Raw genomic sequence first — 24114 nt, 5'->3', positions numbered from 1 at the left:
GGCTTTTCACCGCCGCGCGACAACCATCGGAGTGCCCGTCACCGGATCGGGGATGACGATGCACGGCAGTCCGAAGACCTCATCGATGAGTTCAGCGGTGAGAATCCGGGTCGGCTCCCCCGACGCCACGATGCGGCCCTCCTTCATGACCACTAAGTTGCTGGCGTAGCGCGCCGCCTGGTTGAGGTCGTGCAGTACGGCGACGAGCGTGCGACCCTCAGCATGCAGCCGGGAGCAGAGCTCAAGCACGTCGTATTGGTGGGCGATGTCAAGAAAGGTGGTCGGCTCATCCAGCAGCAGCAGCTCGGTCTGCTGGGCCAGCACCATGGCCATCCACACCCGCTGGCGCTGCCCGCCCGAAAGCTCGGCGACGTGACGGTGCGCGAGCTCGGTGCTCGCTGTCGCGGCAAGGGCATCCGCGACGGCCCGCTCGTCGGCGGCGGACCACTGCTGTAGCAGTCCCTGGTGCGGATACCTGCCGCGGCCGACAAGGTCGCGCACCGTGATGGCTTCGGGCGCTATCGGACTCTGCGGAAGCAGCGCCACCTCGCGCGCCACGAGCTTGCTCTTGAATGACTCGATGGGCTTGCCACCGAGCAGCACCTCTCCCGCCGTCGGCTTCAGCGTGCGTGAGAGTGCCTTGAGCAACGTGGATTTGCCGCAGGCATTGGGGCCGACAATGATCGTGAAGCCGCCATCCGGAATATCGATGGACAGATCCTCTACGACCACGTGGCTGTCATAGGCCAGGCGCAGACCGCGCGCGGCCAGGCGAGCGGTGACGGGTGCGGATGCCTGCATCAGACGGTTCCCTTCTTCCATTCCGCGACCAGCAGATAGCCGAGGTAGATTCCGCCTATCGCGGCGGTGACGATGCCAACGGGCAACTGCACGACGAACGGGGACTGCTGGGTCACCAGATCGGCCAACGCCAGCAGAAATGCCCCCATCAGCGCCGAGAGCACGATGTGTGGTCCCGCGGTACGAGCGAGACGACGCGCGATCTGCGGGGCGGTGAGCGCAATGAAGGCGATCGGACCGGCAACACTCACCGCCGCCGTCGCGAGCAGGATAGCCAGCAGGATGGCCAGCCCGCGCGTGACGGCACTGCGCGCACCGAGGGCATCCGCCTGTTCATCGCCCATCTCCATGAGCTGCAGCCGCCGGGTGAGCAGGAGCGCCAGTGGCAGAAGTACCACGACGCTGACGCCGATGATCGCCGCGTCGCTCCAGCTACGCGATGACAGGCTGCCGTTGAGGTAGGCGGCGAGCAGGGTGGCCTGCTCGAGCCCGGCCCTGGCGATGACGTATTGCACAAAGGCGAGCGAGACGGCGGAGACCCCGATGCCAATCAGCAACATGCGCGCGGGCGAGGAGAACCCGCGCCCCGTGCCGAGCCAGACGAGCGCCATGGCGGCGCAGGCGCCGAGCAGTGCGCCCACCGGCATAGGCAGTATTCCGGTCCACAACAGCCCGAATGCAGCGGCGCCCGCGGCGGCACCGGAGGTCAAGCCGATCACGTCTGGACTGCCGAGCGGATTGCGCGTCACCGTCTGAAACAAGGTTCCTGATACCCCGTATGCGGCGCCGACGAGAACGGCGACGGCAAGGCGTGGCCCGCGGAAGGCCCCGAAGACTATCTCGTCGCGGCCGGTGCCCGCACCGAAGATGGTCGGCACCAGGTCGCCGGGGGCAATCCCCAATTCGCCGAGTGTGAGGGTCAGGGCGGCGACGAGAACAATCGCCACTATCAGCAGCCCGGCGATGACCAGTGCACCGCGGCGCACCCGGATGCTCACCCGGCGCCCCACGCGCACCACCCCGCCGCTCATGCTCCGACCCTCATGCGCCGCACCGCGAGCACGAGCACAGGGGCACCCACGAACGCCGTCACGATGCCGACCATCAACTCGGCGGGACTCACGATGACACGCCCTATCACATCGGCGGCGAGCAGCAGCGAGGGACCAACGATGAGGCTGTATGGCAGCAGCCACCGATGGTCGCTCCCGGTGAAGGCACGCACGATGTGCGGAACGGCGAGCCCCACGAAGGCTATCGGGCCGACGGCGGCGGTCGATGCGGCACACAACAGCGTCGTCGCCAGGGCGCCCAGAATGCGAGTGCGGCCGACGTGCGCGCCGAGCGCACGAGCCGTGTCGTCGCCGAGGGCCAGGGCGTTCAGGGAGCCGGCCAGCGTGAACGCCAGCACCAGCCCGGCGATGACGACGGGCAGAATTGCCGTCACGAGCTGCGGGTCGCGACCGGCGAGCGAGCCGATGACCCAGAAGCGATAGACCTCGAAGACCGTCGGCAGGCTCAGGGTGATGGCCTGAATGTACGCGGCCAGAACCGCGGAGACCACAACGCCGGCCAGCACCAGCCGCACCGGCGTTGCACGCCCGCGCCCCGAACCGATCAGGTAGACGATCACCACGGCGGCGAAGGCGCCCGGAAGCGCGACCCAGACGCTCGTGGCTGCCGAGCCGAGCCCGAAAAAGGCCATGCCGGTCACGATGGCGGCGGCCGCGCCGATGTTCACACCGAAGAGTCCCGGATCCGCGAGCGGGTTGCGGGTGATCCCCTGCATGATGGCGCCGGCGACCGCCAGTGCCGCACCGACGAGCAGTCCGAGCAGGGTGCGAGGAATGCGGCTGGCTATGACGGCATCCGCATAGCTGTGACCCGGATGCGCGAGTGCACCGACAACATCCGGCAGCGGCACGTACTTGTTGCCGACGGCCAGGCTGACGAGCACCATCAGCGCTAAGAGCACGAGCGCGAGAAGCAGCCCGGTGACGAGCCGGGACGCTCGCATGGGCCTACTTACCTACCTTTTCGACGGCTTTCGTGATCATCGGAATGTACTTGTCGAGTGCCCAGGGCACGCTCAACGGGGTGATCATGCTCGAGGCCATGCCCAGCTGGTTGTCGACGCTGGCCACGTACGACCCGCGCTTGAAGGCGGGAATCTGCGCGAACAGCGGCTGCGCCTCGATGCTCTTCTCGTTGGCGGCATCGTTGAACCAGGTGAAGAGCACGTCGACATTCTTCAGCAGATCGGCGCGTTCCAGGCCGACGGTGGAGGAAAAGCTTCCCTTCGTGAGCGGAACTGCCGCCACGGTCGGATCGAGCGCGAGACCGAGACCGGAAAGCAGATCGACCCGCGGATCGCCCGCCTGATACAGCGACAGTTGGCCGGGCTCGGCCGAATAGACGTAGGCGAAGCTCACATCGGCGAACTGCGGATGCGCAGCCGCGGCCTTGGCGATGGTCGCCTTGATGCTCGTGGTGAGGCCAGCGGCCCTGGCACTCTGCCCGAGCGCCTTGCCGATGATCGAGATCTCATCGGTCCAGCTGGTGCGCCACGCCTCTTTCGGGTACGCCACCGTCGGCGCGATCTTCGACAGGGTGGCGAACTGCTCTGCGGTCAGACCCGATTGCGGCGCGAGAATCAGGTCCGGGGTGAGGGAGAGGATCTTCTCGACATCGATCTCCGGGTAGACGTTGAACGTGGTCGGCAGCGCGTCACCCTTCGCCTCGATCGCGGCCCGTGTCCACGGAAAATACTGGTCCTTGTCGCCTCCCCACGTCGCCGCCTCCATGCCGACCGGGATCGTGCCCAGCGAAATCACGGTGTCTGCGGCGCCCCAGCCAATGGTGACAACACGCTTCGGCTTCGCCGGAATCACCGCGTCGCCGAGTGCACCCGAGATGATGACGGGAAAGTTCGCTTGCGAATCGGATGCGGCGCTCGGGCCGGTCGCGGAGGGGCCGGTGGCGCATCCGGTCAGCACCACGGCCACCATCGCCGCGGCCAGCAGCGCCACACTTCGGGATCGGACTCGGTTCTGGCGCACAGTTGTACCTTTCATCGGACGGCTTATCGGGTGGTGTCGAGGGTCGGGGCGGTGTCGGGGGCTCAGTTGAGTTCGGCGCGACCGGCGCGCCAATAGCCCATGAACGCAACTCTGCGTCGGTCGATGCCGCTCTCGGAGACGAGAAAGCGACGCAACGACTTGATCGCGCCGGCCTCACCCGCGAGCCAGGCATAGAGACCATCGTCGGTCGACCGCTGTTGCGGCACCTCCCAGAGAATGCCGTGATCGATGTCAATGTCGTCTTCGTCGTTCTGCTCGGTTGCGCTCACTGCCGAGACGCTTCCTGCCGCGGCGCGTCCGGCGAGATGCAGCGCCGTCCACTCGCGCACCGCATCCGAGAGAGCAACGCCGTGCGCGCGCCGAGTGTGCGTACGCGGCAGCCAGGTCACCGTGACGCCCGCGGGAGCATCCGTCACCTCGATGTCTGCGGCACAGGGAACCTCGATGAATGCAGAGCCTCGGGTCTCACGCGGCAGGGCGGCAAGGATCGAGCAGACCGCCGGAGCCGCCGTCTCGTCACCGGCGAGCAGCACGGTACGTGCGTCGCCCGGCCGCCATTCGACGCCCGAGAGTGGGTCTTCGGCCTCGACATGCGGGCCCACAATGGCCAGTTCGTCGCCAACGGCTGCCCCCGCAACCCATCGGGATGCCGGGCCTCCATCGCCGTGCAGCACGAAATCTACGTCGATCTCCGCCGCCTCGGGGCGCACCGCCCTCACCGTGTACGTGCGAATGGGATTGCGCAGCTGCTCTGGCAGCGCCCGCCAGCTCGCGTACCAGTCAATGCCATCGGGAAAGGCGCTGACCCCGATACCGGGAAGCGGCAAAATCACCTTGATGCGCTGATCGAGGCCCGTGGTACCGAAATCGCGAAGCGAGCCGCCCCCGAAAGTAACGCGCACAAACGACTCGGAGCGCCGCTGCAGTCGGACGACCGAGACCGGGAAGGTCGAATAGCTCGGGCGGGTTCGGGCGGCCGTCGAAGGTTCGACTGTCGAGGTAAGCACAGCCTAAGTATGGCATGCCTTACCTAAGATCTGTCAACCGACATTGGCGACGTCCCCGGGAGAAGAGGGATGGTGTTGACTGTCTGCATGAGCGTATTTCTCACCGGTGCGACCGGTTTCATCGGCACTGCAGTACTCACCCGACTTCTCGAGGAGGGCCACGAGGTCACCGCACTGGTGCGCTCTGACGAAAAGGCGCGCATTGTCGAGGCGTCCGGGGCGACTGCCCTTGTCGGCGACATCACCGACACGGCTATGCTCGGCCGCGCCGTGGCCGAGAGCGACGGTGTGATCCACACCGCGAACACCGGAGACAAGGATGCCGGTGCCGTCGATGCGGCCGTCGCCGACACCGTGATCTCCGCACTCGCCGGCAGCGGCAAGGCGTACATTCACACGGGTGGAATCTGGACCTTCGGCACCAACCCCGCTATTACGGAGGATTCCCTGGAGCAGCCCCCGGCATTGACCGCGTGGCGCCCGGCAATCGAGCAGCGCGTGCGCGCCGCCGCAGGCATCCGGGGCATCGTCGTGGTACCCGCCGTTGTCTACGGGCACGGGGCGGGCCTGCCCAACCTCGTGGCGAACGCGCCGCGTGGCGAGCGTGCCGCGCGCAGCCTGCGGCTCATCGGTGACGGCAGCCAGCACTGGACCACCGTGCACGTCGACGACCTTGCCGCGCTCTATGTTCTGGCCTACGAGAACGCCACCGCAGGCGCCCTTTTTATCGGGGCCAGCGGCCAGAATCCGACCGTGCGCGAACTGGGCGAGGCGGCCGCGGCAGCCGCGTCTCTTGCGGGCGGGGTCGAGCCCGAGACGCCGGATGCGACCCGCGAGCGACTCGGCGCCGCGTTCGCCGACGCACTACTGCTCGACCAGCAGTCGACGGGCACGGGCGCCCGCATCGACCTGGGCTGGGAGCCGAATTCTCCGAGTCTTCTCGAGGAACTCAGCAACGGATCGTACGCGCCACGCGCGTGAGGCCGCCAGAGACGTCAATTGTCGTCTCACACGGATTACTGGTAAAGTCTCCTGTTGGCTTGCGTGTGGGTTGAGACCGCACGAATCGAACCGCCTGGCGCCCTCTCTCGCCGAGCGGTACATCACGAAAAATCACCCCTAACGAAAGACGGAATCACCCGTGGCAAACATTAAGTCGCAGATCAAGCGCATCGGCACCAACAAGAAGGCGCAGGACCGCAACAAGGCCGTCCGCAGCGAGGTCAAGACAGCGGTTCGCGCCACGCGCGAGGCCGTTGCGGCAGGCGACAAGGACAAGGCCGTCAGCGCGCTCAAGGTCGCAGCCAAGAAGCTCGACAAGGCCACGAGCAAGGGCGTGCTCCACAAGAACCAGGCAGCTAACCGCAAGTCGTCGATCGCCAAGCAGGTTGCGAGCCTCTAGGTCTCGCCCTTCGGCAAGCTCAGGCCCTCGCCATCGCGGCGGGGGCTTTTGCGTATCTAAACGGCGCCGCGTGCGCTGACGACGCGCACCAGGCGTTCGAGGGAGAACACCGGATCCCGACCGCCGCCCTTGATGGCGGCATCCGTGGCGGCGAGAGTCTCGATGCATCTGCCGAGCCCGGCCTCGTCCCAGCCGCGCAGATCACGCTGTGCACGTTCAACCTGCCACGGTGCCAGGCCGAACTGCCGAGCCAACTGGCCGGATGCCCCACGCGCGCCGGAGAGCTTGGCCATGGTTCGAATCTTGCTCGCGAACGCCGCGACGATCGGAACGGGATCCGCCCCGGATGCAAGCGCGTGCCGCAGGGTGACCAGAGCCTCTCCGTGACGGCCGGCTATGGCGGCATCCGCCACCCGGAACGCGTTGGCCTCTACCCGACCCCCGTAATACTTGTCGACGGTGGCCTCAGTGATCTCCTCGCTGGCATCGGAGATGAGCTGCTGGCACGCTGCGGCGAGCTCGGCCAGGTCGTCGACGAACGCTGTGGTGATGGCGCGCAACGCGCCCGGTGCGATGCGCTTCTGGGCGCGGGCGAACTCGGCACGGGCGAACTCGTATTTGTCGCTGTCCTTCTTGAGCTCGGCGCACACCACCTCGACGCCGCCGCCCAGCCCGGAACGAATCGCATCGAGAAGCTTCTTGCCGCGCACCCCGCCCGCGTGCCGCAGCACGACCACCGCACCCTCGGCCGGGTCGCTGAGATACGCCAGCGTCTCGCTCAGGAACGCGTCGGTGCACTTCTCGACGGCGTCAACGCGAATCAGGCGTGGCTCGGCGAAGAGCGACGGGCTGGCCAGGGTCAGCAACTCCCCCGGCGCATAGTCACTGGCGAGAATATCGCTGACCTCAAGACTCGGGTCTTCGACCTTGAGCAGATCCCTCAATGCCCGCATCGCCCGGTCGGCCAGCACCGTCTCGGTGCCTGAGACCAACACGACGGGAGCCGCACGAGTGCCGTCCCATGAAAGCTGCGGAATCGATGCCGCGGCCTTCGCCGTGCCGCTGGAGCTCTTACCGCCTCGCGCCGCCACCACACTCCTTCTTCTCGCGCACAAGCCTAGCTTCAGCCGCCGACCACCGCGTTCCCTTGCGGGCTCGCCCGGGTGCCCGTCTGCACAACTGATCCGACGTCGGGGGCCGCGTCCTGTCGCTGACTCCACACGGTGAGCTCGCCGGGCCGTCCAGGCACAGGGGCTATCAAAATCATGCCCTGCCTATCGGTGCGCAGCGCCCTCGTGCCGACCCGCGCCAGGATACCCAGCAGCCGATCCGTCGGATGCCCGTAGCTGTTGTGCGCTCCCACCGAGATGACGCCGAGCCTGGCACCGAGGGTACGATACATCTCCTCGCTCTGGTCGGCGGAGCCATGGTGGGCGACCTTCACCACGTCGACAGGCCTGACGCGCCTGGTGGCCAGCAGCGCGTTCTGCGAGTCCTCCCCCAGATCGCCGAGAAACAGCGAGCGGATGCCCGCGCCATCGAACTGGATCGTCACGCATCCGTCGTTGCCCGTCTGCATACGTTGGGAACCGCTTTGCGGCCAGAGAATGTCCCAGCGTAACGCGCCGAGAGTGCCATGGTCTCCGCTCGAGGCCCGTCGCACATCCGCGCCACCGGAGACCAGCGCATCGATTTTGCGTTGATCCTGCGCCCCCTCCGGCGTGCCGACGAGTGCGACGCCCACCATGCCTATGACGGCGTCCAATCCGCCCACGTGATCGAGGTCGTAATGGGTCAACACGAGCAGATCGATATGTCGGATGCCCAGGGTCTGAAGGCAGGAAGCTAGCGGCCTCGGATCGGGCCCGACGTCGATGAGCGCGTGCAGTTCGCCGCTCTGCACCAGCACGGCATCGCCCTGTCCGATGTCACACGCGGCGATCTGCCAGTCGTGCGGCACCGCCAGGACGCGGCCGACGCCCCCGCCGATCAGCGTGCCACCGTATGCGCCCAGGAACACGATGAGCAGCACCGTTGCGGATGCCACGGCCCGGCGCCCGCGGCGCCCCGGTGGCCGGAACACCACGATGAACAGCAGCACCATCAGCACCGTGAGCACGCCGACACCGGCGATACCGCCGAGCCAGGGCAGCTGGCTCGCCGGCAGTTCGACAGAGACGTTCGCCACGGCGGCGATCCAGGACGCCGGCAGCCAGGCAATCTGCGCGCACGCGAAGCCCACGCCCGGCAGCCACGGCAGCAGCAGGCAGGCGATAAGTCCCAACACGGTGGCAACGGGTGCGGCGGGCTCGGCGAGCATGTTGGCGGCCACGCCATAGAGCGGGATCGCGGGATTCAGCAGAATGAGCACGGGCTGGCACGCAAGCTGCGCGGCCAGTGGAATCGCGATGGCCATGGCCAGCATGCGTGGCATCCATCGCGAAAGCCTCTGGGCCAGGGGTGCCGCGAGCACCAGCAACCCCGCGGTCGCCAGCACCGAGAGGGCGAAGCCGTAGTTGCGGGACATCCAAGGATCGAGCACGAGGAGCACTATGACGGCGGCCCCCAGCGCGGGCACACCGCGCCCGGGTCTGCCGGCCGCTGCCGAGGTGACCACTATCACTGCCATGACCGCAGCACGCAACACGCTCGCGCCCGGCGTGACGAGCACGACGAAGCCGGCAAGGGTGAACAACGCCACGCCCACGCGGATGCCGCGGCGCAGCCCCAGCGCCGCTCCGAGCATCATGATCACCGCGATGATCACTGCACAGTTCGCGCCGGAGACAGCGGTGAGATGGCTGAGCGAGCTGGCCTTCATATTCGCGTCGAGGCCATCGCTGACCGCACTGACGTCGCCTATCGAGAGCCCCGGAAGAAGTTCGCCGCCCTCGCCGGGGAGGCTCGTTGAGGCACGAGAGAACGACGAGCGCAGCTCGTTCGCCCACGACAGCCACCACGGCGGGTCGCCGACGGCGCCCGGAGGACTGGTGCCGAACACCAGGAACGCGGTGCCCTCCTCCGGCATCAGCGGTTTCAGCGTCGCCCGCAGCCGGATCGTTGAGCCGATCTGCAGCGGCGCGACGCGCGCGCCCGCGCGCTGCGACACGAACACCAGCGCCGGTGCAGAGAGCCGGTACTCGACCCCGGCACTCTGCACGACAGTCATCGTTGCGCGAAACTGGCGCCTGGTCTTTTCCGCGTCTGCGAAGCCGGATGCCGCGGACGCGACGGGCGTCGAGTCCACCCGCATCAACGCGGTCACCACCCGACCACCGCCGGTGGCGGCGACCAGCGCCGCTGGCCGGCGGGCCGGCGCCGTCGCGCAGACCGCGCTGGCGCCCAGGGACGCCGCCGCCAGGGAAACGCAGAGCACGCCCACCACGCGAGCGACCCGAATTCGTGCCCGGAGAAGGAACAATGTCACGGCACTCACCAGTGCCGCCGCCCACAGCATCAGCATCGCCGCGAATGCCTGCCCAGGCAGCGCCACCAAGACGCCACAGACCAGCCAGCAGGCCACGGCGGGCAGGCCGAGTCGCAGGTCGATGCTCACACGGTCACCAGATCTTTGAGACCGTCGAACGTCTTCTGCCCGATGCCGGTGACGCTCAAAAGATCATCGACCGTGCTGAAGCGACCGTTGGTGCCTCTCCAATCCACGATACGTTGCGCCATCGCGGGGCCGATTCGCGGCAGCGCCTCAAGCTGCGAGGCCGTTGCGGTGTTGATATTGATCTTGGCTCCGGGCGCCGAAGCGCCAGCACCGCCCGCACCACCGGGAACGCCTCCCCCACCGCCTGCAGCGGGTGGGCTCTCACCGACCTTCGGCACCACCAGTTGTTCACCGTCTGAGACCACGCGTGCGAGGTTCACGCCGCCCTGCTCCGCGTCACTGGTGAATCCGCCGGCGGCGGCCACGGCGTCCACGACCCGGGCGCCGTCGTGCAACTGGAACAGTCCCGGGTTCTTCACGGCCCCGAGCACGTGCACAAAGAGCGGCGAGCTGGGGCCGTCGGTGCGCGCCGGAGCGCCCGGCGCATCCGTCGCTCGTGACGAGGCACCGGAGGCCGCGGTCACGGCCGTGACGGTCTGTGAACTGCCATGCGGGGCCAGAGCCGAGACGGCCACTGCTATCACGAGCGCAGCGATAAGCAACACGATGCCAGCCCCCACGCCGATACGCAGGCGCACCCCGCGTGGCATGCGTCGGGCCGTGGGCGCCAGCGAAGAGAGTTCGTCACTCGATTCTTCGGCGTCCACTCCGGCAGGTTAAAGCCCCCAAAACCGACAGAGCAGTCAGAGGCGCCCAGCTGTGCACAAGCGCTACAGGCGACCGCCTGTGCAGTACCGGGATCGAGGCCGGACGGTCAGCCGACGGGCTTGGTCGCGATGTTCACCAGACGGGGCGCACGAACAATCACGTTCACGATCTGCCTGTCACCGATGGCGCGCGTAACCGCGGCGGATGCGCGCGCACGTTCCTCCAGCTCGGCGGGCGAAACCTTCGGGGAGACCTCCAAGCGATCACGCACCTTGCCGTCGACCTGAACGACGGCGACCACCGACTCGTCGACCAGAAGTGTCGGATCGGCCTTGCGCCATTGCGCCAGCGCCACGGCCGGCTCATGACCCAGGATCGACCACATGTCTTCGGCAGCGTAGGGCGCGAACAGGTTGAGCGCGAGCGCCGTGGCCTCGGCAGCCTCGCGAACCGCAGCATCGGCCCCGCCCGCGCCCGAATCGATGACCTTACGCGTGGCGTTCACCAGCTCCATGAGCCGGGCGACAACGACATTGAACTTGAACGACTCCACGAGACCTGGGGCATCGGCGAGAAAACGGTGCGTCACCCGGCGCAGGCCGACGTCGCCGCCCTTCCAATCCACATCGGGGTCGCTGGCCACATCATTGGCCACGCGCCAGGCGCGTGCAAGGAACTTGGCACTACCGGCGGCGGACACATCTGCCCAGTCGATGTCGTCTTCGGGCGGGCCTGCGAACGCCAGCGTCACGCGCAGCGCATCCGCTCCGTGCGCTCGCAATTCATCGGCGAACTCGACCAGATTTCCCTTGCTCTTGCTCATCTTGGAGCCGTCCATGAGCACCATTCCCTGGTTGAGCAGGGAGGTGAACGGCTCGGTGAAACTGAGGTAGCCCTCGTCGAAAAGCACCTTCGTCATGAAGCGCGAATACAGCAGGTGCAGGATGGCGTGCTCGACACCGCCGACATACTGGTCGACGGGCGCCCACTTCTCGACCTGGGCAACATCGAACGCCTTCGTGTCGTCTTTCGCCGACAGGTAGCGCAGGTAGTACCAGGAACTGTCGACGAAGGTATCCATGGTGTCGGTGTCGCGCTTTGCCGGCCCACCGCAGCGGGGGCAGGACACGGTGACCCAGTCCTCGGCCGCCCCCAGCGGGCTGGTGCCCTTGGGCTGCAGGTTGAGGCCTTCCGCCGCGGGAAGCCGCACCGGAAGCTGGTCCTCCGGTACCGCAACCTCGCCGCAGGCTTCGCAGTGGATGATCGGAATGGGCGCGCCCCAATAGCGCTGGCGCGAGATGAGCCAGTCACGCAGACGAAAGTTGGTGGTGGGCGCGCCCAGGGAGGATGCCTGCAGCGCCTCCGTGATTTTGGCTATCGCGTTGGCCTTGCTCAGCCCGTCGAACGGGCCGGAGTTGACCAGGCGACCGACGCCGGTCAGCGCGACACCGGTAGACGCAGGGTCGAGAGACGGCAGATCGTCGGGCTCGAGTGCCTCGCCGGTCGCCGGGTCGGTTGGAATGACGGGGATGACCCCGGTCACCGGAGCGTTCGTGTCCACCACCACGCGCACGGGCAATTCGAACTTCATCGCAAACTCGAGGTCACGCTGGTCGTGAGCGGGCACGGCCATGACGGCGCCGTGGCCGTAGTCGGCCAGCACGTAGTCCGCAGCCCAGATCGGCAGCCGCTCACCGCTCAGGGGATTCACCGCGTAACGCTCGAGGAAGACGCCGGTCTTCTCCCTGTCGGTGCTCAGCCGATCCATCTCGGTGGTACCGCGCACCTTCTCCAGGTAGCCCTCAAAGCGCTCCCGAACGGCATCCGAGGCATCAGCCACGAGCTCGGCAGCAAGATCGGAATCGGGCGCCACGACCATGAACGTGGCACCGAACAGCGTGTCCGGGCGGGTCGTGTACACCGTCACCGCTTCGTCACGTCCCTCGATGGCGAAGTGCACATCGGCACCGGTCGAGCGGCCGATCCAGTTGCGCTGCATGCTGAGCACCTTCGACGGCCAGGCCCCTTCGAGCTGGTTCAGGTCGTCGAGCAGGCGGTCACCGTAGTCGGTGATGCGGAAGTACCACTGCGTGAGTTTCTTCTTCGTGACCAGGTTTTCGCAACGCTCACAGCGCCCGTTGATCACCTGCTCGTTGGCGAGAACGGTCTGGTCGAAGGGGCACCAGTTCACCTGGCTGGCCTTGCGATAGGCCAGGCCCTTCTCGTACAACTTCAGGAACAGCCACTGTGTCCAGCGGTAGTACTCGGGGTCGCTGGTGTGCAGTTCGCGATCCCAGTCGAACGACGGCGCATAGAGACGAAAACTCCGCTTCTGCTGGTCGATGTTGCTGTACGTCCAGCCACGCGGATCGATGCCGCGCTTGATCGCCGCGTTTTCGGCGGGCAGCCCGAAGGAGTCCCAGCCGATCGGGTGCAGAACATTGAATCCCTGCTGGCGCCAATACCGGGCAACGAAGTCGCCGAATCCGAACGCCTCGGCGTGGCCCATGTGCAGATCGCCCGACGGGTAGGGAAACATATCGAGCACATACTTGCGCGGTCGCTTGTCGTCGTCGCCGCCCGTGGCGAACGGGTTCAGCTCGTCCCAGATGGGAAGCCATTTTTCTTGAATGGCCGCGAAGTCGTAGTGCGCGCCCTGAATCGGATGCTCGGCGGAATCGTGCTCGTTCGTCACGGGACTCTCATTCACTGTCAATGGGGGGAAGCCGGGCATAGCCCGGCTTCCCAGATTACCCAATGATGCGCGTACGAGGAGCTACTTGATGCCCTTGGAGTCCAGCCAGTCCTTGGCGATCTTGTCGGAGGCTTCCTTGGCGTCGCCGCTGCTCTTCTCGTTGAAGCTGATCAGATCGTCGGTGGTGAGTGCCGCGGAGACCTTATTGAGCACGTCTCTGACCTTGTCGGTCACCTTCTTCGAGTTGATCAGCGGCACGACGTTCTGCGCCACGATCAGGTGCTTCGGGTCGTCGAGCGTGACGTAGTTCTTGATCGATGGCGTGGTCGTGTAGATATCGGCGAGCTGCACCTGGTTGGTGTCGAGCGCCTTCGTGGTCAACGGACCGCCGCTGTCGCTGATCGGCAGCAGTTTCGCGCTCACGCCGTATTCGCTCTTGAGCCCCGGAATGCCATACGGGCGGGTGGCGAACTCCGAGTTCGCGCCGACGGTCAGCGGCTCGGTGACCTTCGACAGGTCGGCGAGGGAGGTCACGTTGTATTTCTCGGAGAATTGCTTCGTCACGTTATACGAGTCGCGGTCCTGGGCCTTTGCCTGGTTCAAAACCTCGAAGCCCGAAGGCAGCGCATCGTTGAGCGCGGCGAAGACATCTTCGCTGGTCTGGGCGGTCGAGTCCTTCGAGTAGTACTGCAGCAGATTGCCCGAGTACTCCGGAATCAGGTCTATCGAACCGTCTTTGAGGGCGGCCAGATACACATCGCGCTGGCCGATATTAAGTTGTTTCTTGACGGTGACGCCCGCTCCTTCCAACGCCTGGGCATAGACCTCGGCGATGATCTCGTTCTCGGGGAACGCGGCCGAGCCAACGGTGATGGTCGTCGAACCGGCGGATGCGCCACCACCATCCGAACTGGAACTGTCGAGCGGGTTGCCTGACGAACACCCCGCGAGCGTGATAGCGCCTATCGCGATGATTCCGGCGGCAATCAGGCCTCTTCTTCGTGCCAACATGCCACTTCTTCCTGCCAACATGGTTGCCTCATATTCTCTTGGGATTGAATCGCACTTTCGACTGAACCTCTCAGCCGGCCACACCATTCCCGATTGATCCGGGTACCGTGCGGCGCCGCCTCTGTATTCTGTCTCCAACCTCTGACGTTCGCCCTTGTGTGACCCCGCGAGGCACGACCGCCTTCTGCACGAGTGCGAACAGACCGTCAACGACGAGCGCGAGCACTATGACAAGGATCGATCCGGCGAGCATCTGCGGGTAATCGCGTACCGCGAGTGCGTCATAGAGGTATCGTCCGAGCCCTCCGAGCGGGAGGATCGCCGCAACGGTCCAGGTCGCGATGATCTGCAACGTCGCGGAGCGCAGGCCGCCGATGATCAGCGGGAGTCCGAGCGGAATCTCCACCTTCCAGAGGATCTGCCATTCGGTCATTCCCACGGCGCGGGCGGCGTCGATCGTGGCCCGATCGACGGCCGCGAGTGCCGAATACGCACCGGCGAGCACCGGCGGCACGGCCAGAACGACGAGGGCTATCAACGGCGGTACCAGACCGAGGGGTCCGGGAATAACCAGTGCAAGGAAGATCACCAGGCCGAGGGTCGGCAGTGCGCGCAAGGCACCCGAGACCTGCACACTCAACGCGGTGCCCCGACCGAAATGGCCCACGGCAAAGCCGATCGGGAGCGCGATTGCGGCGGCGATGACCAGCGTGATCAGCGAGTAGCTGACATGCTCTCCGAGTCGCAGCGGAATCGAGCTCGAGCCGCTGTAGTGGGCCGGGTCGAAGATCCAGGCGAAGGCGTCGAGGAAGGCATTCACGAGACGCTCACCGCCTCTGCCGCCGCTCTCTGACGTCGACGCCGTGAGCGGGCCGTAGCCCGGGACCATGGCATCAGCACCCGACCGATGCCGACCAGAACGAGGTCGAAGACGAGCGCGATGAGCACGGAGGCCACGATCCCGATGAAGATCTCCTCAGGAAAATCGCGCTGGAAGCCGTTGAGAAAGAGGTATCCGAGATTGTTCACGCCGACCACCGCACCGACGCTCACGAGGCTCACGGTGCTCACCGAGACAACACGCACACCGGCGAGAAGCACGGGGCCGGCCAGTGGCAGTTCGACCTGCCAGAATCGCTGCCATGCGGAGAACCCGACGGCGGTTGAGGACTGCCTGACATCAGGGTCGACGGAGGCGAGAGCATCCGCGGAGGTGCGCACCATCAGGGCAAGCGAGTAGATCGACAGCGCGATCACCACGTTGATGGGATCCAGAATCTTCGTGCCGATCAGACTGGGCATCAGGACGAACAGCGGCAGGGAGGGGATCGCGTACAGGATGCCCCCGATCGGCAGCAGGGTGCGGCGGGCTCCCCTGCGCCTGTTCGCCAGCCAGCCGATCGGCAGGGAAAGCAGAAATCCGACGACGATCGGAGGCACGCTGAGCGCGACGTGATCGAGCGTCAGCTGCCAGACCAGGTCGAAATTCGACCACAGCCAGGTCACGAGCCCGGCTCACCCTGCGCCGAAGCACCCGTGCCCATGACGGGCCCGGCCTTTGCCTCAGAAGCGGCGACGGATGCCAGCACGCCGGCCGGCCGCCCCTCGCTGTCGATGACCAGGGAGCCCTGGGCCGTGCTCTCGATATGCAGCGCACGCTTTCCGCGGTCGGCTCCGACGAAGCTGGCGACGAAATCATCCGCGGGATTCGAGAGGATCTCGGCGGGAGTGCCCTTCTGCGCCACGATTCCTCCGGTGCGGAAGATGACGACCTGGTCGCCGAGAAGGAACGCCTCATCGATGTCGTGGGTGACGAACACCACGGTCTTGCCGAGTTCGCTCTGCAGCCGCAGCAGTTCCTGTTGCAGTTCGGAGCGCACGAGCGGGTCAACGGCTCCGAAGGGCTCGTCCATGAGCAGAATGTTCGGGTCGACGGCCAATCCGCGCGCCACCCCGACGCGCTGCTGCTGGCCGCCCGAGAGCTGGCTCGAATAACGGTCGGCGAGGCCGCGATCCAGTCCAACCGTGTCCATCAGTTCCAGCGCCTGCTGCCGGGACTCGCGCCTGGCGGTTCCGCGCAGCCGCGGCACCGTCGCGATGTTGTCTGCGACCGTGCGATGCGGCAGCAGCCCCGAGTTCTGCATGACGTAACCGATGCTGCGTCGCAGGCCGACCGGTTCGAGCGTGCCGATGTCCTGGTCATCGATCAGGATCGAACCGCTGGTGGGGTCGATCATGCGATTGATCATGCGCAGAATCGTGGTCTTGCCGCTGCCCGAAGAGCCAACGAGCACGGTGGTCTTGCGCGATTCAATCACCAGGCTGAAGTCGTCAACGGCTACCGTGCCATCGGGGAACTGCTTCGTTACCGATCTGAACTCGATCATGCGGTCGGCTCGTTCCTGGAAGAGGATGATGCGATTTGCCCTCGCATCTACCGAACTACTTAAACATCATTCGCGGTATTTCGCAAAGGCCGCTCGGCGTGTCAGGCCTCGTTTTCGCCGTAACGGGCGTCCAGGTACCGGCGCACGACGACGCGAGCCTCCGCGATGAATCGCTCGTCTCCGGCGGTGTCCACCAGAAACGCGCGGTTGACCAGCGAGTCGACGAGTTCGACCACGATCTCCAGGTGGAACTGCAGATCTTTCGCGGTCGGCAGTACATATTCCGCCGAGAGGATGTCTGCAAATCGCAGCGAGAAGAATCCCACCCGCGGTGGCTCCGCCGGTGAGAGCGGACCTCGTTCGGCATCCGCGAACCGAATGATGCGGAATCCTCGTTCGGTGCGGAACATCGAGACGAACGCGTCGATGGCCGAGTCGACGGCGTCGACCCAATTGGCCGGAGAATCCGCGGCAATGCGCTCGACTATCGCATCCCGATAGCGATCTATCGCCCGATCCCGCAGCGCCTGCAGCAGCACGATACGATCGGGAAAATACCGATAGACGGTGCCGATCGATGCGCCGGCGCGCTCCGCGACCATGGCTGTCGTCAGCCGGTCGAAACCGATCTCATCCACCACCTCTGCAGCGGCGTCCAGCAGGGCGTCCACGCGAGCGGCGCTGCGCTCCTGGATGGGTTCTGTTCTGACGAGCGGAAGGACCTGCTGGGCGTCGCCAAGCGAGTTCTTGTTGTTGGGCACTAGGGCTACTCCTTCGAAATGCGTACCCACTCTACGTCGAGTGGGGTCAAATCAGCCCTGCTTTGGCATAACCCGCCGCATTGCTTGGATCATATTCTGATATTCCCTCATACTGTCGGCACTTTAAGGCGCGTCGGTAAGTAATCCTCATTTCGCTCCGCATGCCAGACTGAGTCAATGGCCGATTCCACCGACCCGTACGACGCGCTCCCCGCGCCGATCGTGCATCGTGCGGCGCGCATGGAAGACCTGTTCCACGACTTCAGGGCCAGACGTGCGCGCAAGCGTGGTTTTCTCTCGACGGTTGTGCCGTATACCGGCTACGGCTCGACGACATGGGTGCGCGTACTGGGCCGGGTTCTGCTGGCGAAGGAGCCGCGACCGGGCAGCCGCGCCGAACGCAAGAATCGGCAACGTGTGGAAAGCATCCGGGGCTGGCGCAGTTTCACTAGCGTTCCGGTGAATGACGTGTCGGTCACGGTGGATATTGACGGTAGCGTGCACACCGTGCGGCCCGATCGGGGAGGCGTCATCGACGCGGTATTACCGATCGAGCTCGCGCCCGGCTGGCACACCGCGAGCATGACAACGGATGATGCGGTGACGGTTGCCGAGGCGCCTATCTTCGTCGTAGACCCCGCCGCCCGCTTCGGTGTCATCTCCGACGTCGACGACACCGTGATGGTGACCGCTCTCCCGCGGCCTCTGCTGGCGGCGTGGAACACCTTCGTGCTTGACGAGCATGCGCGCGTGCCTACCCCCGGCATGGCGGTTCTGCTCGAACGTCTCGCCGAGGAGCATCCCGGCACGCCCGTGGTGTATCTCTCGACGGGTGCCTGGAATGTCGCGCCGACGCTGACTCGATTCCTTTCCCGCAATCTCTACCCGGCCGGTCCGCTGCTGCTCACCGATTGGGGGCCGACCCACGACCGCTGGTTCCGCAGCGGAACGGAGCACAAGCGCAGCAGTCTTGAGCGGCTTGCAGCGGAATTCCCGAAGCTGCGCTGGCTGCTCGTCGGCGATGACGGCCAGCACGACGAAGACATCTACGGTGAGTTCGCACGCAATCATCCGTCGAGTGTCGCGGCCGTGGCCATCCGTCAGCTCTCCCCCGGCGAGGCGGTGCTGGCCGGCGGCCGGTCGAAGGCCATCGATCGATCCGAGACGGGTGCTACCCCGTGGGTCTTCGCCGGGGATGGTTCCGCGCTCTGCGACCAGCTTTCCGAGCTCGGCCTGCTCAGCTGAGTCGATGCCCACCAACGCCTCGGCAGCGGACCTCATTCGCCTTCGACTCGCCTCCCAGCGCATCAGTGGTGACGGCACCGCCTCGGCCACGCCGAGCGTGCGACACCTTTTGGCGTTGCAGGCGCAGGATTTTGCCGCGGCCTGCTGGGCCGTCGGGCTGCGCACCCGAGGATCCCGGCTCAGCGACGTCATCTCGGCTCTCGACGACGGCGAGATAGTTCGCTCATGGCCCATGCGCGGAACCCTGCATATGGTGGCGGCAGAAGATCTCGGCTGGATACTCTCGCTCACCTCGGCGCGCATGCTCGCCTCCACCGTGACCCGCAGGCGCCAACTCGAACTCGACGAGCAGACGCTCTCCCGCGCCCGCGATCTCGTGATCGGGGCGCTGGGCGGCGGCAGGCGGCTCGGGCGGAGCGAACTGATGACGCTGTTCGAGGCATCCGGAATCACCACCGGTGGCCAGCGCGGCTACCATCTGCTCTGGTATCTCGCCCAGACCGGGCTGGTCTGCTGGGGGCCGACACATCGCAACCAACAGGCGATGGTTCTGCTCGACGAATGGGTGGCGTCGCCACGGCGCCTGGAGCCCGATGAGGCGCTGCGCGAGTTCGTGCTGCGCTACTTCAGCGGGCACGGCCCGGCTACCCTCAAAGACTTCGCCTGGTGGTCGAAGACCACCGTCGCCGACGCCACAAAGGGCCTCGCACTTGCCGCCGACGAGCTGAGCGAGCTGGTGGTGGACGGCACGTCGTACTGGATGGCACGGGCGGAGGCCGACACGACACCGTCGAAGATGCCCGGCGGCAAGAGGTCCGTGTACGCGCTGCCCGGCTTCGACGAATATCTTTTGGGCTACCAGGACCGGTCGCTCGTACTCGCCGATGAATTCGCGCCCCGGATCGTTCCGGGCAACAACGGTGTCTTCCAGGCCACGATTGTCGCGGGCGGCCGAGTCGTCGGAACCTGGCGCCGCACGCAAGGCTCCCGCGAGACAGCCCTGAGCGCGGAACTCTTCGGCGATGCCCTCGCCTGGCAGCACCGCGGTTTCGGTCGTGCGGCGACGAGATACGGCCGCTTTCTCGGCATGCCGGCCACGGTTACGCTGGCATGATGCGGCTGACCACCACTGTGCGGGCGACAAGCCGCCTGCCCCTCCTGCAGGTCGCCAAGGTCGCCGTCGCGACGGTTCTCGCCTGGATCGTGGCGGAGTTGCTTCTGCCCGGCCAACTGCCGGTCTTCGCGACCATCGCTGCCCTTCTGGTGGTGCAGCCGAGTGTGAATCAGACTCTCGGCAAGGCCATCGAACGCTCCCTCGGGGTCATAGTGGGCGTGCTCGTCGCCTACGCCATCACCCTGGTCTTTCACGGCGCGAGTTGGATAGTCCTGCTGGCGATAGTGGTGGCGATATTTCTCGGCTGGGTGCTCAGGCTCACCCCCGGCACGGCCAACCAGGTGCCGATCAGCGCGATGCTCGTGTTGTCGATAGGAACGTCGACTCCGAACTATGCGCTCGACCGCATCGTCGAGACGATCATCGGCGCCATCATCGGCATCATCGTGAACGTGGCCATCGTGCCCCCGGTTCTGCTCGCGCCGGCCCACCAATCCGTGATGCGCCTGGCCAACGAGATCGCCGCGACCCTGGAGCGACTCGCCGCCGCCCTGATCAGCGCGCAGAAGCCAGCCCAGCTCGAGGAACTGCTCATCACCGCGCGCCTGCTGCGGCCCATGCAGGCCAAGGCGGATGCCGCGCTGAAGCAGGGCGAAGAGAGTCTGAAACTCAATCCCCGCCGGTCCCGGCACCGCGATGTGCTCGCTGAAGACGCCGAGCTGCTGGCCAGGCTCACACCTCTCATCACCCGCGTGCTGGGCATGACACGAGCCCTCCGAGACCACTACGACGATGGGCTGCGCACGGAACCGGCGGTGCGGGCCATCTCATCCGAGATCACCCGAGCGGCCCACGATCTGCGCCTGCTCGTGCGCCATAAGGAATCCGACGGCATGGAGCCGGAGGCAACGACCGCGGAGCTTCCCGCCCTCACCGCGCCACTGTCTGTCATGCTGCCGCAGAGCACACACTGGATTCTCATCGGCTCGCTCATGGAGGATTTGCGACGCGTGCGCGAGGAGATCCTGGGCGAATGACCCCGTGGCGCCCGCGCCTCACCCTTTGACGGCCCCGCCCAGCCCGCCGCCGCGCAGGAAGGTGCGCTGGAAGATCAGGAAGATCACCACGGGGATCATCGTGGCTATCGCCAGTGCCGCAAGGTAGACCCCGAGGTCGGTGCTTGAGGCGATCTGCGGCAGTCGCACCGAGAGCGGCTGCACGGAGATGTCGGTGAGCACCAGGTTCGGCCAGAGGAAGTCCGCCCACGCCGCGGTGATGGCGAAGACCGAGACGACGCCGAGAATCGGCTTGGACATCGGCAACACGATGGAGAAGAACAGCCGAAAGGTTCCGGCACCATCCGTCTGCGCAGCCTCGAAAACCTCACGCGGCAGGCTGTCGAAAAACCGCATCACCAACAGCACATTGAATGCACTGGCACCGGCGGGCAGCCACACCGCCCAGTAGGTGTTGATCATCGAAGCACCGATCAACGGCGGATGCAGGATCGTGAGGTAGAGCGGAACGAGCAGCACCACGGCCGGTACGAAGAGGGTGGCCAGCACGAGTCCCGCCACGAATTTCGCGTACCTCGGCCGCAGGACAGACAGCACGAAGCCGCCGGTCGTGGCCACGACGATCTGCACCGCCCACTCCCCGGCCGCCATGGCGATCGTGTTGAAGAAGAAGTCGCCGATGTGAACGTCGTTCCAGGCCTTCGACAGGTTCGACCATTCGATTCCATGTGGAAACAGCGCCAACGGCTGGGTGAGCGTGTCCTGGGTGGTTGTGACCGCCGACTTCAGAAGCCACAACAGCGGAACCAGTCCGACGAGCACGAGCAGAACCAGCAGCACGACATGCACCGCGCTGCCGAAGGCGCGCACCGGCGGCCTGCGCCAATCCGTGCCCGAGAGAATGCCGCGATCCGCCTCCGATTGCACCCGCACGCGCTTCAATACCGAGGTCGTCAATTGTCACTCCATCGTGCGGTGATGCGAAAGTACACGATCGACAGGATCGCCAGAAAGATGGCGAGCATGAGGCTCAGCGCCGTGGCCTGCCCGTAGGCGCCGCCGAGGCTGTTCGTGAACGCGTATTGGTAGATCAGCAGCAGGATGGTCGTCGTCGAGTTGACGGGCCCTCCTGCCGTGAAGAGATAGGGCTGCAGAAACACCTGGGCCGTTGCGATGACCTGAAGAATCAAGGTGATGAACAGGATGCCGCGCAGCTGCGGCAGCGTGACGTGCCAGATCTTCTTCCAGATGCTCGCTCCGTCGACCTCGGCCGCATCGTAGAGTTCCGGGGAGACGCCGGTGAGCGCGGCGAGATAGATGATGATCGCCCCACCGGCTCCCGCCCAGGTCGCCTGCAGCACGAGCGATGGCATGGCGGTGGCGACATCCTGAATCCACGGCTGTGGTGGAATTCCGAAGACCGCCAGCACCGAGTTGAAGACTCCGGTCGGGGATGCGTCGTAGAAGATCTTCCACAGCAGCACGGAGACGACGGGCGGGATGATCACGGGCAGATAGGCCAGAACGCTGTACAGCCCCTTCATGCGCTTGACCTCGCTCATGAGCACCGCCGCGATGAGGGGCAGCGGATAGCCGAAGAGCAGGGCGAGCACGGCGAAGTAGCCGGTGTTGCGAACCGCGAGCCAGAACACCGGGTCGTGGAAGACCGCGACGAAATTGTCCCAGCCCACGAAGGCCGGTGCTGTGACGAGGTTGGTCTTCTGGAAACTCATGATGACCGATTGCACTATCGGGTTCCACGAGAAGACTCCGAAGATGATCAGCAGCGGGAGCAGGAACAGCAGCGTCGTCAGTCCGCCACGCTGCACCCAGGTGACCGGGTTGTGGCGACGGCGGCCCGCCGGGGAGGTACCCCGGCGGTCCGATCGTCTCACCGTTGTCTGTGCTGTCACGACTACTTGCTGTCGGCGTCGATGAGCGCCTGGATCTTCGTGTCGACACCCTTCAACATGGAGTCGACATCCGGGTTGCGCTGGGTGAGCACCGCCTGCACGACGGCGTCGAGCGCACCGTACAGGTCCTGGGTGTGCGCCGACGGTTCCGGCACGATCTTCTGGTTCCAGATTCCGTCGGTGAACGGCTTCACATTGTCTGCCGGCACGTTCACGTAGGGCTTGATCCACTGCTGGTTCTGCTCCCACGTGGCCTTGTCGAACACGGGCAGCGTCGGCGCGCCGACCGCCTGGTTGCCCGCGGCGAGCGCCTTGGCGTTCGCCTCCGCTGCCGCCTTGTCGACGTTCGGCTCCGTACGGTAGAAGTCGATCCACTTGACCGCGGCGGCGATCTGCTCCGGCGTGTCCTTCACATTCACGACGTCGACGTTGCCACCCGACAGGATGCCCGCATCGGCATTAGACGAGTCGACCGGGAACGTCGTCACACCGTAGTTCTTCGGATCGAGACCGTTGGCCTGCATGAGCGAGCCGACGACATCCGAGCCGCTCATGTACATGGCGATCTTTCCGGAGGCGAAGCCCTGATTGATGCCGCTCCAGTCCCACAGAAAGTTGCTGCCCATGGAATTGTCGTCCCAGCGCAGCTTCTTCAGCCAGCTCAGGGCCTGCTTGGTCTGGGCGTTATCGGTGTTGACCGTCACCTTGCCGTCAGAGCCGACCGTCTCCATGCGACCGCCGAGCGCATAGGTGTTCGTCGTGAGCTCCCATCCACCGTTGTTGCCGTTGGTCATCTGCATGTAGCCGGCGACACCGGGCACCTTCTCGGAGATGGTCTTCGCATCCTGCTGGATCTCGTCGAGTGTCGTTGGCGGCTTGTTCGGGTCGAGACCGGCCTTGGTGAAGATCTCCCGATTGTAGGACAACGCCATGGCATACGGTCCCCACGGAACGCCGTAGATCTTGCCGTTGTCGCCGGTCGCCACCGAGAGAACGTTCTTGTTCCATTTCTTGGCGGTGGCCGTGTCGTTAAACGGCTTGGTGATGTCGGCAAGCTGGCCGTTGTTGGCCAGCGTCTTCGAGTCGGTGAAGGGAACGTTGAAGACGTCGGGCAGTGTTCCACCGGCCAGCTCGGCCGCGAAGGTCGTGCCGGTCCACTGATACTCGATGGCCTTGACGGTGATCTTCGGATTCTTCTTGTTGAACTCCTTCACGCGCGTCGACAGCGCCTTGAGCGCGTCGGCGGTTGCGCCGGGCAACACGGGGGCAACGACAAGCGAGACCGTGCCGTCGCCGCCGTTGTCACCGCCCGACGAACTGCAGCCTGCGAGCATGCTCGCCCCGGCCACGGCCATGACCGCGAGAGCGGCGATTCTTCTGTGAGACTTCATCGTCCTTATTCCTTTCAGTGCAGGTGT

At 65.6% G+C, this 24114-nt stretch carries 22 protein-coding genes; 5 read left to right on the top strand and 17 right to left on the bottom strand.

Annotated elements, in window-relative coordinates:
* Positions 1-6: 6 nt before the first annotated feature.
* The 5 genes from ASC63_RS11935 to ASC63_RS11915 are packed head-to-tail and all read right to left on the bottom strand — an operon-like array spanning position 7 to position 4888.
* Positions 7-801, bottom strand: coding sequence for an ABC transporter ATP-binding protein (locus tag ASC63_RS11935; RefSeq protein ID WP_055813542.1), 795 nt, complete (start codon positions 799-801; stop codon positions 7-9).
* Positions 801-1832: a FecCD family ABC transporter permease gene (locus ASC63_RS11930; RefSeq protein ID WP_055813539.1), complete on the bottom strand. Its 1032-nt coding sequence runs from the start codon at positions 1830-1832 to the stop codon at positions 801-803. The genes ASC63_RS11935 and ASC63_RS11930 overlap by 1 nt, the downstream gene beginning before the upstream one ends.
* Positions 1829-2818 carry a FecCD family ABC transporter permease gene (locus tag ASC63_RS11925; protein WP_055813536.1) on the bottom strand — a complete coding sequence of 330 codons (990 nt, stop codon included), beginning with the start codon at positions 2816-2818 and terminating at the stop codon, positions 1829-1831. Before ASC63_RS11925 ends, ASC63_RS11930 begins: the two co-directional genes overlap by 4 nt.
* A gap of 4 nt (positions 2819-2822) precedes the next feature.
* Positions 2823-3875, bottom strand: a complete 1053-nt coding sequence (locus ASC63_RS11920) for an iron-siderophore ABC transporter substrate-binding protein (RefSeq protein ID WP_055813533.1) — start codon at positions 3873-3875, stop codon at positions 2823-2825.
* A 47-nt stretch (positions 3876-3922) separates the two neighbouring features.
* Positions 3923-4888: a siderophore-interacting protein gene (locus ASC63_RS11915; RefSeq protein WP_055813530.1), complete on the bottom strand. Its 966-nt coding sequence runs from the start codon at positions 4886-4888 to the stop codon at positions 3923-3925.
* Between the two features lie 87 nt (positions 4889-4975).
* Between ASC63_RS11915 and ASC63_RS11910 the strand changes: the two genes are divergently transcribed.
* A complete protein-coding gene (locus tag ASC63_RS11910) occupies positions 4976-5869 on the top strand; it encodes an NAD-dependent epimerase/dehydratase family protein (RefSeq protein ID WP_055813527.1) in 894 nt (297 codons plus the stop codon).
* Positions 5870-6029: 160 nt separating this feature from the next.
* Positions 6030-6290: a 30S ribosomal protein S20 gene (gene rpsT / locus ASC63_RS11905; protein WP_055813524.1), complete on the top strand. Its 261-nt coding sequence runs from the start codon at positions 6030-6032 to the stop codon at positions 6288-6290.
* A 56-nt stretch (positions 6291-6346) separates the two neighbouring features.
* Here the strand turns inward: rpsT and holA are convergent, their stop codons facing one another.
* The 9 genes from holA to ASC63_RS11860 all read right to left on the bottom strand — a co-directional run bounded on the left by holA (position 6347) and on the right by ASC63_RS11860 (position 17408).
* On the bottom strand, positions 6347-7381 hold the full coding sequence (holA, locus tag ASC63_RS11900) for a DNA polymerase III subunit delta (RefSeq protein WP_055815466.1): 1035 nt from the start codon (positions 7379-7381) through the stop codon (positions 6347-6349).
* A gap of 32 nt (positions 7382-7413) precedes the next feature.
* Entirely contained in the window at positions 7414-9846 is a 2433-nt protein-coding gene (locus tag ASC63_RS11895; RefSeq protein WP_055813522.1) for a ComEC/Rec2 family competence protein, read from the bottom strand.
* Positions 9843-10553, bottom strand: coding sequence for a ComEA family DNA-binding protein (locus tag ASC63_RS11890; RefSeq protein WP_235492230.1), 711 nt, complete (start codon positions 10551-10553; stop codon positions 9843-9845). Before ASC63_RS11890 ends, ASC63_RS11895 begins: the two co-directional genes overlap by 4 nt.
* Before the next feature lie 107 nt (positions 10554-10660).
* Positions 10661-13288 carry a leucine--tRNA ligase gene (leuS, locus tag ASC63_RS11885; protein WP_082487566.1) on the bottom strand — a complete coding sequence of 876 codons (2628 nt, stop codon included), beginning with the start codon at positions 13286-13288 and terminating at the stop codon, positions 10661-10663.
* Between the two features lie 42 nt (positions 13289-13330).
* Positions 13331-14260, bottom strand: coding sequence for an ABC transporter substrate-binding protein (locus ASC63_RS11880; RefSeq protein ID WP_055813516.1), 930 nt, complete (start codon positions 14258-14260; stop codon positions 13331-13333).
* 70 nt (positions 14261-14330) lie between these two features.
* The gene (locus ASC63_RS11875) at positions 14331-15080 is read right to left on the bottom strand and encodes an ABC transporter permease (protein ID WP_055813512.1); all 750 of its coding nucleotides are present in this window, start codon (positions 15078-15080) and stop codon (positions 14331-14333) included.
* On the bottom strand, positions 15077-15766 hold the full coding sequence (locus ASC63_RS11870) for an ABC transporter permease (RefSeq protein WP_055813510.1): 690 nt from the start codon (positions 15764-15766) through the stop codon (positions 15077-15079). The genes ASC63_RS11875 and ASC63_RS11870 overlap by 4 nt, the downstream gene beginning before the upstream one ends.
* The gene (locus ASC63_RS11865; protein ID WP_055813508.1) at positions 15763-16647 is read right to left on the bottom strand and encodes an ABC transporter ATP-binding protein; all 885 of its coding nucleotides are present in this window, start codon (positions 16645-16647) and stop codon (positions 15763-15765) included. Before ASC63_RS11865 ends, ASC63_RS11870 begins: the two co-directional genes overlap by 4 nt.
* A 101-nt stretch (positions 16648-16748) precedes the next feature.
* The gene (locus ASC63_RS11860; protein ID WP_055813504.1) at positions 16749-17408 is read right to left on the bottom strand and encodes a TetR/AcrR family transcriptional regulator; all 660 of its coding nucleotides are present in this window, start codon (positions 17406-17408) and stop codon (positions 16749-16751) included.
* A 177-nt stretch (positions 17409-17585) separates the two neighbouring features.
* On the opposite strand from ASC63_RS11860, the gene ASC63_RS11855 reads away from it, so the two are divergent.
* The 3 genes from ASC63_RS11855 to ASC63_RS11845 are packed head-to-tail and all read left to right on the top strand — an operon-like array spanning position 17586 to position 20804.
* On the top strand, positions 17586-18653 hold the full coding sequence (locus ASC63_RS11855) for an App1 family protein (RefSeq protein ID WP_055813501.1): 1068 nt from the start codon (positions 17586-17588) through the stop codon (positions 18651-18653).
* 4 nt (positions 18654-18657) lie between these two features.
* Positions 18658-19767 (top strand): winged helix DNA-binding domain-containing protein, encoded by a 1110-nt coding sequence (locus ASC63_RS11850; RefSeq protein ID WP_055813497.1) that lies wholly within the window; start codon positions 18658-18660, stop codon positions 19765-19767.
* Positions 19767-20804, top strand: coding sequence for an FUSC family protein (locus ASC63_RS11845; protein WP_055815461.1), 1038 nt, complete (start codon positions 19767-19769; stop codon positions 20802-20804). The genes ASC63_RS11850 and ASC63_RS11845 overlap by 1 nt, the downstream gene beginning before the upstream one ends.
* Positions 20805-20822: 18 nt before the next feature.
* On the opposite strand, the gene ASC63_RS11840 is transcribed toward ASC63_RS11845, so the two are convergent.
* Genes ASC63_RS11840 through ASC63_RS11830 form a run of 3 tightly spaced genes read right to left on the bottom strand, consistent with a single transcriptional unit; the run spans position 20823 to position 24087 of the window.
* Complete coding sequence (locus ASC63_RS11840) at positions 20823-21740, bottom strand: carbohydrate ABC transporter permease (RefSeq protein ID WP_200936869.1); 918 nt, start codon at positions 21738-21740, stop codon at positions 20823-20825.
* The gene (locus ASC63_RS11835; protein WP_235492225.1) at positions 21737-22696 is read right to left on the bottom strand and encodes a carbohydrate ABC transporter permease; all 960 of its coding nucleotides are present in this window, start codon (positions 22694-22696) and stop codon (positions 21737-21739) included. Before ASC63_RS11835 ends, ASC63_RS11840 begins: the two co-directional genes overlap by 4 nt.
* Positions 22697-22698: 2 nt before the next feature.
* Positions 22699-24087 (bottom strand): ABC transporter substrate-binding protein, encoded by a 1389-nt coding sequence (locus ASC63_RS11830; RefSeq protein ID WP_055813492.1) that lies wholly within the window; start codon positions 24085-24087, stop codon positions 22699-22701.
* Positions 24088-24114 lie beyond the last annotated feature (27 nt).

Origin of the sequence: Leifsonia sp. Root112D2 (assembly GCF_001424905.1) — a bacterium.
GTDB lineage: Bacteria > Actinomycetota > Actinomycetes > Actinomycetales > Microbacteriaceae > Root112D2.
The sequence above is the reverse complement of the archived record's forward strand: the minus strand, read 5'-3'. Positions and strand labels throughout refer to the sequence as shown.